Raw genomic sequence first — 13102 nt, forward strand, 5'->3', positions numbered from 1 at the left:
AAATCTAAAGAAGAAACCATCATGCCAAAAATTACGATATTACCGCACCCTCAACTTTGTCCTTCCGGCAAAACAATCGAAGTCGAAGAAGGAAAGTCTTTGTGCGAGGCCTTGGTCGAAAATGAGGTTGAAATCGAACATGCTTGTGAAATGTCTTGCGCATGCACCACCTGCCATATCGTCGTACGCCAGGGGTTCAATTCACTCAATGAGTCTACCGATGACGAAGAAGACTTACTCGATGCTGCTTGGGGTTTAGAGGCGACTTCACGCTTGTCTTGCCAAGTCAAATTGGGCGAGCAAGACATTACGATCGAAATTCCAAAGTACACAATTAATCACGCACGCGAAAATCACTAATTCACGCATTAATAAATTTTCACTATTCGAAGAATTAGTCTCAAATCTGTATGTTTTTACCCTGCCATTGAATAGAATTTGCACAAGTTTAACAGTCTTACTTGTGCAAATTGTTAAAACCTTCTACCATCAGAAATAATTGCTTTGTATAAACGAAGATCAAGCCCGCCTTCCAATAACTAACACAGGTCTTAGCAGATTGATTGTCTAAGTCATTGTGCACCGAAAGACGACGTATGCGACTGAGCCAATGGAAAAAAAAGAAGGAGCATAAGTAATGAAGCCACCGTCTTTAATTGCTTCCATTTTTAGTCGCATTACCTTACGCCTCGCGGTTGTTCTTGCGGTTTTTTTCGGCCTACTCGTTACCTCTCTCGTATTGATTCCGATCCAGCTTCGAACCATCGAAGCGGATAGCCTAAAAAAACTGGAAGATGACCACCTGCGTTCAGCAGCAATTCTTGCTGTCATCTTGAGCGAACCTGTGTGGCAGATCACGCCTGAAATCGCCAAACTGTCGAGCGAAGTGGTTTTCTCTAACCCGAATGTGTCCGAGATTCACGTCATAACACTGCCCGACAAGAAAACTTTCATCACCAATTCCCGAAAAGATACACAACAGGGGACATTCAGAACCGAATCCCGTCAAATTTCTCACGGCGAACAAGTCATTGGTGAGGTCCAACTGACCTTCACCGAAGAAATTATGCGCAGAGAAATTAAAGATAACTTTTATCGCGCAATTTTTGTGACGGCAACGTCTTTCCTGCTATCAGTTATTTGCATTTACATCGTATTGCAATGGCGTCTTGTTCAACCAATTAAAGATTTGATTGAAAAGTCAGATTTACTTGCTAATGGTGAACTCAACGAGGTCATCTCCTTTGATCGCAAGGATGAAATTGGTCACCTCGCAGTCAGCCTAGAAGCAACACGACAAGCACTGCAGCGATCCTTCAATGAGCTAGAGATTAAGAATCAGCAACTATTGGAATACTCTGGCACGCTGGAATCAAAAGTACGCCAGCGTACGCAAGAATTAGAAAACGCAAATCATCACTTGGAAGCCGCGCTTGCTAGCGTCAACAGTGCTCAAAATGAATTGGCCCGCATTGAACGAATGGCAGCTTTAGGTTCTATGGTTGCTGGTGTCGCGCACGAACTTAACACACCTTTAGGCAATTGCTTGTTAGTTGCCAGCACCTTGAGCGATGAAACTCGTCAGATTAGTAAAGCCATGACTGAAGGGAATATGCGTCGCTCTGAATTATCCCATTATATTGACGCAGCAACGGAATCAAGCAAATTACTGATGCGCGGCTTACAACAAGCAGCACAACTGGTTGGCGACTTTAAACAGGTCGCGGTAGATCAATCCAGCGCGCAGCGCAGGAAATTTACTCTGGTTGTGGTATTCCAAGAATTGGCGGCCTTGCTTCATTCTAGCTTACGCAAAACACCATTCAACTTAGAACTAGATATTCCGGATGATATTGAACTCGACAGTTATCCAGGCCCACTTGGACAGGTTTTTAGCAATCTGGTCAATAATGCGGTGGTGCACGGCTTAGATGGCATGAGTCAGGGCTACATGCGTTGTATGGCACGACGCCAAAATGACCATGTCTTAATCGTTTTTGAAGACTCAGGTAAGGGTATTCCTCCGAATATTATTAAGCGCATCTTCGAGCCGTTTTTCACGACCAAATTTGGTAAAGGTGGCAGCGGCTTGGGACTAAGTATCACTTTCAATATTATTACGAATGTTCTTGGTGGTGAAATTAAAGTCACCAGCGAACCTAATCATGGCGCTCGTTTTGAAATGACAATTCCCTTAGTCGCTCCAGGTAGCACAGAACACTCTGGACAAATTATTGATGTCTGAGCCTGCTATACTATAGCCTGCACCTAATTCAATGCCTTGTCGCTTCAAACGACAAGGCATTGTGCTTCATCACCCCCCTCAGCTAAAGCACCGCATATGCAACAATATCTCGACTTCATGCGTCATGTACAAGATCATGGCATTGTCAAAACCGATCGTACTGGCACTGGTACTCTTTCTGTTTTTGGCTATCAAATGCGGTTCGATCTAAGCCAAGGATTTCCTTTGGTGACAACAAAAAAATTACATCTGCGCTCTATCATTCATGAACTAATCTGGTTTCTGGCGGGCTCGACCAATATTGGCTACCTCAAAGAAAATGGGGTATCCATTTGGGATGATTGGGCAGATGAAAATGGTGACCTAGGTCCGGTATATGGTTCACAATGGCGTAGTTGGCCGTTACCTGACGGTGGTCATATCGATCAAATTAGCCAATTGATCGAGCAAATCAAAACCAATCCAGATTCGCGTCGCTTGATCGTGTCTGCGTGGAATGTGGCAGAAATTCCTCAGATGAAATTGCCGCCTTGCCATGCTTTCTTTCAATTCTATGTGGCCGATGGAAAGCTGTCCTGTCAACTATATCAACGCAGTGCAGATATCTTTTTAGGCGTGCCTTTCAATATTGCCTCGTACGCTTTATTGACCCATATGGTGGCGCAACAAACAGGTCTTGAAGTTGGTGATTTCATTTGGACTGGTGGCGATTGCCACTTGTATAGCAACCATCTAGACCAAGTCAAAGAACAACTTTTGCGCAGCACTTTTCCTTTGCCAACTCTAAAAATTTCGCGCAAGCCCGACTCTATTTTTGACTACAAATTCGAAGACTTTGTCATTGAAAATTATGAGTTCCATCCACATATCAAAGCCCCTGTTGCGGTATAAAAACATACTTACATTAAAATATGTCTGAATCAGCATCACACATCAGCATCATTGTTGCGACCGATAAAAATCATGGCATCGGGATTAATAATCAACTGCCTTGGCATTTGCCCGAAGACTTAGCGCACTTCAAACGCACCACTTCTGGTCATCCAATTGTGATGGGAAGAAAAACCTTTGACTCCATCGGCCGCCCATTACCAAATCGCCAAAATATCGTCATTACCCGAAATGAGGACTGGTCTCATTCAGGCGTTGAAGCAGTCACCTCGATACAAGATGCCTTAGACTTGGTTGCAGACAAAGCCGCTTTTGTGATCGGTGGCGCGGAAATTTATCGGCAAGCTTTAGCGTTTGCACAGGAACTGATTGTGACAGAAATCCAACAGATATATCAGTGTGATGCATTTTTTCCCGAAATAGATCCAACGGTTTGGCAAGAAAAGAGTCGAGAGTATTTCGTAGCAGAATCGAATCAGTTACACTACGCAATTGTTAATTACATAAGAAAATAGGGCGAAAATGTCAGGACACGGATTCCACGTTCACGGACCACATGACCATGAACTTGAGCATGCAGCACACAGCAATGATGATTTTTCCAGCAAAATTGCGGTCATGACTGCGATTATGGCGACCGTTGGTGCCTTGATCGGTTACGAAGGCGGCGCAACACAAAATCAATCTGCCATGTTAAAAAACAGTGCCGCGATCACAAAGACGGATGCTGCCAATAGCTGGAGTCATTATCAATCGAAATCAAATAAGCAGAACTTAGCGGAACTAGCCTTGTCTATTCCAGGTGTCGATGGTGAAAAATACAAGTTAGACATAGAACGTTACAAAAAAGAGAAAGAAGTCATCAAGAAAGAAGCCGAGGCATTTGAGAAACAGGTAGTAGAATTAGAAAAGTTGTCGGAAGCAGCCTTACACCAACATCATCGTTGGGCGCAATCTATGACCGCAGTACAAATTGCCATCTCATTAGCGGCGATTGCCTTATTAACGAAAAAGAAATGGCTAGAATACGCTTCATATGGCGTAGCAACCGCTGGTCTGGGTATCGCTGCTTTAGCTTGGCTGCATATTTAAAGAGGATTTAGCATCATGAATAAAATTGCTTGCATGGTTATTTCTGCTACGTTCGCCGTCGCGAGCCTACCTGTTTTGGCGCAAGATTTTAGTTCTGAGCAATTCACCAGCGCCAACAAATTAAATTATTCATATCAGACTCCCTCATTGAGTCTTAGTCGAACTCAAAGCCTCAATCTAAGCTCGCCATTTGATATGGGATACATTCCTGGAAAACAGGAAAAACGCGGCTTACAAATTCGCCAGTTAAATTCCACCAAGCTTCATTTTTCACCAACAGGTAAGCTAGACTACGGCCTCGATTTCAGCACAGAGCGCACAACTGAGTCATTCAATTCTGATCCCTTGAGTATCTCCACGAATCAACAACTTACATCGAATTTATCGACAGCAGCCTTTCTAAATTATCGCGTTAATCCTGTTTATTCTTTGAATTCGTCGATTCGATATAGCAGTCGCAATGAGCGTGGCACGCAACTCAGTATTGGAGCGAAAGCAAATAAGATTTTCGGAAAACGTCACAATTTGACTGCTGTCTTTAGTGTGAATTGGAACAGTCCTTCCAACAGTACAAAAAATGCGCTCACCGCTTTTGACTGGCAACAGTCACAAAATTATTTATCAGTAAGGGGAAATCAGTTCAATCGAACGGAATTACGAATTGGTACAAACTGGAACTGGAATATTGATACTAATTGGTCTTTATCTACCGGAATTAGCGCACGTCATATGCTCAATTCATCTGCGAAAAATCCGTTCATGACACAACGAACACCGGTCACAATTTTCTCGGTTGCGACCTATCGATTCTAAAAAAAATGGCTCGGTAAATTGAGCCATTTTGTCGTACTTCCCTTATTACACTAGATCAATCGACCTGCAGCAATTGATATGGTACGCCCACAACGTGCAGCGATCGACAAATCGTGCGTTACTAATACCAGACTCGAACCGCGCTCGCGATTAAGTTCAAACATGAGCTGAATCACCGACTCGCCTGTGGCGGCATCTAGGCTGCCTGTCGGTTCATCGGCAAACAATAATGGAGGCTCTGTGACGAACGCACGCGCGAGGGCAACCCGCTGTTGTTCGCCGCCCGACAAGTATTTAGGATAGTGTTTTAAGCGACTAGACAAACCAACTTTGGCTAGCATCTGTTCCGCCTTTTGTTTCGCTTCCTTGTCACCGCGCAATTCAAGCGGAAGCATGACATTTTCGAGTGCGTTCAAATGCATCAACAACTGAAAGGATTGGAACACGAACCCGAGCTGGTTCTTTCGCAGCAATGCCCTACCATCTTCATCTAATGCAAAAATATCGACGCCTCCCAGCTCTACAGTACCTTCTGTCGGGGTATCCAAACCGGCCAAGATACCAAGCAAAGTCGATTTACCGGATCCAGAAGCGCCAACAATTGCCAGAGTCTCCCCCGCTGCCACCGTAAATTCGATATTATGTAGAATAGTGAGCTCGCCAGTGGCATCAGCAACCCGCTTGCTTAGATTTTTCACATGTATTGCTGGAATATTGCTTTGATCAGAAAGGCTCATGTTGAATTTTATGCTTTTAAATTTTAAGAAAACACTGAACATCTTCAGCGCACTGTTTATCGTACTCTATTTTTTGCTAGCCTCAGGCTATGCCCATTCTGCATCAAAAACTATACTCGTGCTTGGCGATAGCCTGTCGGCAGAATATGGCCTCACACGTGGGACAGGTTGGGTCGCTTTGCTGGAAAAAAAGCTGGAAAGCAAAAAAATAGACATGCGTGTCATCAATGCGAGCATCAGTGGGGAAACCAGTAGTGGCGGCAAAGCTCGTTTGGCTGCATTACTAAAAATCCATCAACCCACTATTGTAATCATCGAGTTGGGTGGCAACGATGCTCTACGTGGATTGGATCTGAACGTATCGGAACAAAACTTTCGCGAAATGCTCAACATGACCAAAGACAGCAAAGCGAAGCCCTTGTTAGTCGCGATGCAAATTCCACCTAACTACGGCAAAGCCTACACGGATAAGTTTTTTTCTATGTACGCCAAATTAGCCAAAGAAACGCAATCAGCACTTGTGCCATTTTTCCTAAAAGGTGTGGCTGACAAGCCGGAACTCTTCCAACCCGACCGCATTCATTTAACCGCGGAAGCACATCCTGTCATGCTGGAAAATGTTTGGGGTCCATTACAAAAATTATTAAGAAGATGAGCATATTTTGAGTACTTCGCGTCTAATCAGTTTTGAACTAGCCTATCCGTCCCTTTCCGCTTTCGATTGTGTCATTGATGTTCGCAGCCCTGACGAATTCGCAGAGGACCACATTCCTGGTGCCATCAATTGTCCAGTTCTGGATAATGAGGAAAGAATCACTGTTGGCACGATGTACAAGCAAGTCAGTCCATTTGAAGCGAAGAAACTTGGTGCTGCCTTGGTTGCCAAAAATATCGGCAAACACATTGAGCAACTTTTTCTCGATAAACCAAAAGAATGGAAACCGCTGATTTACTGCTGGCGTGGTGGTAATCGCAGCGGCTCAATGACACACATTTTGGCAAAAATTGGCTGGCATGCGATTCAATTGGATGGTGGCTACAAAGCTTTCCGACGCTTCGTAAATCAACAGCTGCCCGAATTATCAGCGCAAGCCAAATGGGTGGTGTTATGTGGAGAGACTGGCACTGGCAAAAGCCGCTTACTGCAACAATTACGCTCGCAAGGCGCGCAAGTCATCGACTTGGAGGAACTCGCACATCATCGTGGCTCAGTACTTGGGAAGCTACCCAACAATAGACAGCCATCACAAAAATCTTTTGAAACCGCGATTTGGCAACATCTGAGCCACTTTGATTTCAATAGACCGGTTTACGTCGAAGCGGAAAGCAAGAAGGTGGGGAATTTAAGGGTGCCAGACGCGATGATGGAAAAAATGCGGCGATCGTCCTGCATTCAACTACAACTCTCATTGACAAATCGTATTGCCCTACTTAGTGATGACTATCGCCATTTCATTGATGACACCGCTCTCTTGAGCGAACAACTATCGTGCCTGACCGATCTTCATGGAAAAGAACAAATCCATATCTGGTCGGAACTTGCAAAAAACAAACAGGTCAATGAACTGATCGAGCAACTGCTGCAAAAGCATTATGACCCAGCATATCAAAAAGCAATCGCCCGCAATTTCGCTTTAATTGCGCAGGCAAAATCATACACAATTGAAAACATCACAGACAACGCATACGAAGTGCTTGCGAAGCAAATTATTCACGACGAGCTGGCTGAATAAATTAACTAAGCATCTTTGTCATCGATAATACTTTGTCCAACTTCATCTAGTTCCTCAAACTGACGATGATTTAATGCCCACCAAAAAATGACACCAATCGCAAACACTAGAATCACACTGAGAGGAACCAGCAAGTACAGAATATCCATGCATTTAACTTTGCAATGTAAGGTCAAATAGAAACCGAAATTTAGGGAATTGACAAATCGTAGTCGACCGGCTTCAAGTTTAATAGTCGCAGACCATTCACAACCACAAGCAGAGAGCTAACGGACATTCCCAGCGCCGCATGCCAAGGCGCTAAGTAACCTAAAACGGCTGCCGGAATCGCGATCACATTATAAAGCAATGCCCAAGCCAAATTCTGGCGTATCAAACGATAGGCCTTTTTTGCCAACTCCACACTAAAACTGAAATCACTTAAGCGATTCGACATCAATAGGCAATCACTACGCGTCTGAGAGATTGGCGCTCCCTGCCCCATGGCAACCGACACATTTGCCAAAGACAATGCGGGACCATCATTCATACCATCGCCAACCATGGCGACGATTGCCCCTTGCTGCTGCAGTTGAAGAATATATGCATACTTCTGGACGGGCTTTAGCTCCGCTCTAAATTCGGCGATACCACATTGGGTCGCAACTTCCGCTACGACCTCTTGCCTGTCACCGGACAAGAGAATGACGGTTTTACCCAGATCTTGCAATTCCCGCACAGCCCGAATTGATTCTTCGCGCAAGCTATCCTCCATCACAAAGTAAGCCAATATGTTCTGCTGATCACCAAACACTGAGACAGACTTACTGCGATATTCAGTCGGTATTTGCCAATCGCTTTGATTCAAATCTTTCACGTAATCAAGACGACCTAAACGATAAGTTTGAGCTCCAATCGTGGCCTCAACACCGGCACCGGCAAGTTCATGGCTACTCATCAAAACCACTTCGTTACTTGTAAAAATAGGTGCCAATTGCGGATCAATAAAACTCTCTGCGATTGCCCTAGAGGCTGGATGCAAGGACATACCCGCGATGATGGCAATAACTTTCTTTTGTCTATTAATATCGTCGTTTTCTGTTTGATCCAAATTCAAATAGACGGCTTTTAACACTTTCAATTTGCCGTAGGTTAAGGTGCCGGTCTTATCAAAAACCACGTGCGTTAGATTTGCCAGGTTTTCGATCGCAGAACCTTTAGTAAGCAACATACCAAACTTCGCTAATTGACCAATTGCCGCCGACATCACGCCTGGCGTTGCCAAAGAAAGGGCGCAAGGACAAGTGACTACAATGACACTGATCGCAATCCAAAGGGCACGCTCGGCGTCAATAAAAGCCCAAACGATACCCGACAAAATCGCGATCAATAAAATTGCGAATAAAAATCGGCTAGCATGTTTATCGGCGAGCGCAACTAAACGTGGCTTTTCCAAAGTCGCCGATTCCATCATGGCAATCAAAGTCGCTAATTGCGTTTGATTACCAACCTGTGTCGCACGCATCACGACAGCGCTATGCAAATTCACTGCCCCAGCGATCAATTGATCACCCATTTTTTTGTGAACAGGTTTTGCTTCACCAGTCATTAAGGCCTCATCACACTCACTACTGCCTTCTACCACTTCACCATCACAAGGAACTTGTTGACCGGCGGGAACCAATAAATAGTCACCAACCGAAATTTCATCTGCGCGACAGGAAATGAGTTGTTCACGCGATGGATAAGCCACTAATTTCTGGGCAATGGTAGGATGAATCTGAGTTAGCACGGAGAGCGCGGCAGATGTTTTTCGTTTTACGTTGTCCTCAATAAAACGAGCTCCCAACAATAAAAAAACAAACATGATTGCTGAATCAAAATACACCGCGCCACCGAAGAAAGTTGCCCAACAGCTGGCAAAAAAAGTCAGCAATATGCCTAAGGAAACCGGTACATCCATACCAATATAGCGCTGCTTCAAATCACGAATCGCGCCTCGAAAAAACGGCAACGAAGAAAAGCCAATAACAGGAATAGTAATTACCAAGCTGGCGATTTTTAACAGACGATCAAGGTCAGGCGGCAAATCGCCGTCAATCTCCGGCACAGGAACCAAATAAGCCGGAAACGCATACATCATCACCTGCATCATCGCGAAACCAGCGACAAACAAACGCCACAGTGCTGTCTTCTTTTCCTTTGCCTGATACTCACTTAAAGATTGATTCGCCGGAAATGCGGCATAACCAAGTTCAACGATTGATTGAATAATTTTCTTTAAACTCAAACGATCTGGCTGCCAACTAAGTTGGGCTTTTTGTGAGATAGGATTAATTCGAAACGAATTGACGCCAGACAATTGTGAAACCCGAAATTCAATTAATTGAATGCAAGCAGAACAACGGATGCCAGCAACACTTAATGTCTCGGTTTGCAATCGTTCTACGGTGTCAGGCGATTCATTTGCAGACGGCTGCACGTTGGCCGTTGTCATCAAAGTGCACTTCCTTGATCTACGTGTTTCGATTGTAAATATTCATCAACCAAACCATTTTTTTCGATGGCATTTAGTACGGCAAGACAACCGTGGCAACACACAGGCTGCGATTGATGTTGAAACACTGTAGTCAACGCGCCTTCTTTACGCATACGTTCACCACAATGAAAGCACAGACATTTCTCGCGATTAAAAAAACGCGAAATATGGTTGCCATAAAATTGGGAGAGCGCTAATTGCATAGAGTAATGAAAGTGCAAACGATTATTCTACGCATGATAACGGACAACAGACTTTTTTTATTGATTTGACGCAAGCAAATTCATTAAAACCAACAAATCATTTGTTCGCAAAGCACAAATGAAAAACGATGGCAATCAGCCATCGTTTTTATCGCATTGGGGCTTATTAGAAGCCTCTAAACCGAGGAAGATTCACTCGGTGATTTCTTCGCATTCATGATAACTAACGTACAAAATCGACCTTCTACTTCGCACATAACCGGTAAAGAAACTACACCGGAGCTCAAATGCCATTCGTCTGAAATACAAAAATATTTATGTATATTGACCTCCTCGTTTGAACCAGTTACAGCTTCAATATAGACGAGTCACAGCGCAATAGAAAGACAATTTTAACTATCTAAATGATTTGTAAGATTAAAGAAATTAAAGCCTGCCTAATTGGACTACGTTGGCTTTGCAGTTAAGTAATCATCCGGCTGCCAGCATATTTTTCCATCCACCTCGGTAACTTGTATTTTGCGCAAACGTCCACCGCGACAAGGTCCTCCAGTGCAATGTCCGGTTTCTGGAACATAGATCGCACCATGGGTTGCGCACATAATATACAAGCCACTGCTTTCGAAAAATTCCCCAGGCGACCAATCCAATTCAACCGGCACGTGCGAGCATCGATTGAGATAGCCATGGGCGCCACCGTCGTAGCGCACGACAAAGCCAGTCGCTTCATCGCTACCAGCCAACAATGGAAAACGAATTCCTTTTCCACCTTCTGCTAATTCATCCGAATTACAAATAAATATCGCTGTCATAAATCACTCTCTTTTTCTCATTTGCATCAGGCGTTTTCCGATAGCCACTGATGCAAATCCAAGACATTTTTTGCTGAATACAAAGTTGGAACACTCGCTAATAAACCAATGTCGTGTGCACCATACTCGACCGCTACCGCACCTGCACCTGCATTGGCTGCCATTAACAAATCGTGCGTTGTATCGCCAATCATTAAGGTGCGCTGCATATCTTGCCCCAACTCGCGGGTCAACTCTTGCAACATGGCAGGATGTGGTTTTGAAAAAGTTTCATCAGCACAACGCGTAGCATCAAACATCGACAGCACATTAACACTGTTCATCGCCCGATTTAAGCCAACACGGCTCTTGCCAGTGGCGACCGCTAAAAAATATCCCTGCTGCGCCAAGTCACTCAACATTTCTTTCACACCAGGAAATAACGGCAGTTCATGATCACGCACCAAATAGTGATAACGATAACGCTCGACCATTTTTGGATAATACTTGGGGTCGACATCCGGCAAGACTGCTTGCATTGCATCGCCCAGCCCTAATCCAATTACGTGCGCTGCAGCGACGTCATCAGGTACAGGAAGATGCAAATCTCTAGCGGCCGCCTGTATGCATTTGACGATCGTGGCTGTGCTGTCCATTAAGGTGCCATCCCAATCAAATACAATAAAATCAAATAATTTTTTTGCCATATTTCCGTATTTTTCTAAACTGCAAACTTAAAACCCTTAGTCAAAATTTTGATTCAACATCAGCTCAAGCTTTGCAAAAATTTTTCACATTCTTTGGGCAAGGGTGCATTCAAAGTCATTTGTTTACCGCTATCTGGATGGATAAACGTGATTTGATGCGCATGCAGAAACATACGCTTTAATGCGCCACGACTGTCAGTCGCCTTTAACAAGGCGCGATTCAAAGCAAAATCGCCATATTTATCATCGCCTGCAATCGCAAAACCGCTGGAAGACAAATGCACGCGGATCTGATGGGTGCGACCGGTTTTTAGTTCCGCCTCTAACAGTGCGAAATCGGTATATTTTTTCTTCAAGGTAAATACGGTGTGCGATTCCATGCCATCGGCTTGCACGCGCACGCGGCGTTCACCGTCTGCCGTCGTATATTTATGTAAAGGTAATTTAATGTGCTGCCTTTGGTTTTTCCAATCGCCCGCCACCAAAGTGAGATAGCGCTTGTCCGTTTCACCATCGCGCATTTGTTCATGCAGATTAACCAAAGCCGAACGTTTCTTTGCTAACAACAGTATTCCTGAGGTTTCTCTATCTAAACGATGTACCAATTCAAGGAACTTGGCATCAGGGCGTGAGGCACGAAGTTGCTCAATAACACCAAAACTGACGCCAGAACCACCATGCACCGCAACACCGGCTGGTTTATCAATAATTAACAAATGACTATCTTCAAACACAATCGCAAATTCCGCTCCTGGAACATGCGTCGTCTCTTTTTCAGCAATTCGTGTCGGCGGAACGCGTACAACATCACCCTCTTTCAAGCGATACAACTGATCAATACGCCCTTTATTCACACGCACTTCACCAGACCGCAAAATCCGATAAACATGACTTTTTGGTACACCTTTGCAGATACGCAACAAAAAGTTATCAATACGCTGACCAGCATCCTCTTCAGTGATTGTAATGAGTTGCACTTGTGCAAAAGTTTGCGAGGCGGTCTGCCCTTCAGCTATTTTGGATGGTTTTTGAGAGTTTCCACCCATATTTATCGCTAAGTCCTTCATTTTGAATATATAATCCCTGAGGCTAGAGCTCACAAAGCTTCAGCATGTGTAAGAAAGACGACTATTCTACACAGGGGCGTGTCTATCGGCCTCGCCATTTTGCAAATTCGATAGAAAAGATGTGTATGCACATCGTTTTTTGCAGGTCAAGGTTGCAACCAATTGTGGCAATCGGACTCATGCAAAGCGATTTGGATCAGAAAGTTTGAAATATAAGGATAAGTCTGGCAAGAGATGCGAATTGACATAAATTCGCTGGCTTGCCGGTTGATGGTTTTAACAGTACCGGTCGATTTAGTCGTACG

At 44.3% G+C, this 13102-nt stretch carries 15 protein-coding genes; 8 read left to right on the forward strand and 7 right to left on the reverse strand.

All coding sequences use genetic code 11. The features are described from left to right. The first annotated feature begins 21 nt into the window (after positions 1-21). From fdx to H8K52_RS11775, 6 genes are all read left to right on the forward strand, one after another. Positions 22-360, forward strand: coding sequence for an ISC system 2Fe-2S type ferredoxin (fdx, locus tag H8K52_RS11750; RefSeq protein WP_186923098.1), 339 nt, complete (start codon positions 22-24; stop codon positions 358-360). A gap of 277 nt (positions 361-637) precedes the next feature. Beyond that, the gene (locus tag H8K52_RS11755; RefSeq protein WP_186923099.1) at positions 638-2245 is read left to right on the forward strand and encodes a sensor histidine kinase; all 1608 of its coding nucleotides are present in this window, start codon (positions 638-640) and stop codon (positions 2243-2245) included. A 96-nt stretch (positions 2246-2341) separates the two neighbouring features. Further along, positions 2342-3136 (forward strand): thymidylate synthase, encoded by a 795-nt coding sequence (locus H8K52_RS11760; RefSeq protein ID WP_186923100.1) that lies wholly within the window; start codon positions 2342-2344, stop codon positions 3134-3136. 20 nt (positions 3137-3156) lie between these two features. Continuing rightward, positions 3157-3651, forward strand: coding sequence for a dihydrofolate reductase (locus H8K52_RS11765; RefSeq protein WP_186923101.1), 495 nt, complete (start codon positions 3157-3159; stop codon positions 3649-3651). 7 nt (positions 3652-3658) lie between these two features. Beyond that, entirely contained in the window at positions 3659-4228 is a 570-nt protein-coding gene (locus H8K52_RS11770; protein ID WP_186923102.1) for a DUF4337 domain-containing protein, read from the forward strand. A gap of 15 nt (positions 4229-4243) precedes the next feature. Beyond that, entirely contained in the window at positions 4244-5041 is a 798-nt protein-coding gene (locus tag H8K52_RS11775) for a porin family protein (RefSeq protein ID WP_186923103.1), read from the forward strand. Positions 5042-5091: 50 nt separating this feature from the next. Here the strand turns inward: H8K52_RS11775 and H8K52_RS11780 are convergent, their stop codons facing one another. Beyond that, on the reverse strand, positions 5092-5778 hold the full coding sequence (locus H8K52_RS11780) for an ABC transporter ATP-binding protein (protein WP_186923104.1): 687 nt from the start codon (positions 5776-5778) through the stop codon (positions 5092-5094). Between H8K52_RS11780 and H8K52_RS11785 the strand changes: the two genes are divergently transcribed. Next, complete coding sequence (locus H8K52_RS11785; RefSeq protein WP_246464473.1) at positions 5777-6433, forward strand: arylesterase; 657 nt, start codon at positions 5777-5779, stop codon at positions 6431-6433. The two genes, H8K52_RS11780 and H8K52_RS11785, sit on opposite strands and share 2 nt — an antisense overlap. Before the next feature lie 7 nt (positions 6434-6440). After that, positions 6441-7511, forward strand: a complete 1071-nt coding sequence (gene mnmH / locus H8K52_RS11790) for a tRNA 2-selenouridine(34) synthase MnmH (RefSeq protein ID WP_186923105.1) — start codon at positions 6441-6443, stop codon at positions 7509-7511. 5 nt (positions 7512-7516) lie between these two features. On the opposite strand, the gene ccoS is transcribed toward mnmH, so the two are convergent. The 6 genes from ccoS to H8K52_RS11820 form a co-directional block, all read right to left on the reverse strand. After that, on the reverse strand, positions 7517-7660 hold the full coding sequence (ccoS, locus tag H8K52_RS11795) for a cbb3-type cytochrome oxidase assembly protein CcoS (RefSeq protein ID WP_186923106.1): 144 nt from the start codon (positions 7658-7660) through the stop codon (positions 7517-7519). A gap of 41 nt (positions 7661-7701) precedes the next feature. Then, on the reverse strand, positions 7702-9987 hold the full coding sequence (locus H8K52_RS11800; protein ID WP_222613764.1) for a heavy metal translocating P-type ATPase: 2286 nt from the start codon (positions 9985-9987) through the stop codon (positions 7702-7704). After that, positions 9987-10232: a heavy metal translocating P-type ATPase metal-binding domain-containing protein gene (locus tag H8K52_RS21975; RefSeq protein ID WP_425507535.1), complete on the reverse strand. Its 246-nt coding sequence runs from the start codon at positions 10230-10232 to the stop codon at positions 9987-9989. The genes H8K52_RS11800 and H8K52_RS21975 overlap by 1 nt, the downstream gene beginning before the upstream one ends. A gap of 446 nt (positions 10233-10678) precedes the next feature. Further along, positions 10679-11044, reverse strand: a complete 366-nt coding sequence (locus tag H8K52_RS11810) for a Rieske (2Fe-2S) protein (protein WP_186923109.1) — start codon at positions 11042-11044, stop codon at positions 10679-10681. Between the two features lie 26 nt (positions 11045-11070). Then, positions 11071-11730 (reverse strand): HAD-IIIA family hydrolase, encoded by a 660-nt coding sequence (locus tag H8K52_RS11815; RefSeq protein ID WP_186923110.1) that lies wholly within the window; start codon positions 11728-11730, stop codon positions 11071-11073. A gap of 59 nt (positions 11731-11789) precedes the next feature. Continuing rightward, the gene (locus H8K52_RS11820; protein WP_186923111.1) at positions 11790-12797 is read right to left on the reverse strand and encodes an RluA family pseudouridine synthase; all 1008 of its coding nucleotides are present in this window, start codon (positions 12795-12797) and stop codon (positions 11790-11792) included. Between the last annotated feature and the right edge of the window lie 305 nt (positions 12798-13102).

Origin of the sequence: Affinundibacterium seohonense (assembly GCF_014284305.1) — a bacterium.
GTDB lineage: Bacteria > Pseudomonadota > Gammaproteobacteria > Burkholderiales > Burkholderiaceae_D > Undibacterium > Undibacterium seohonense.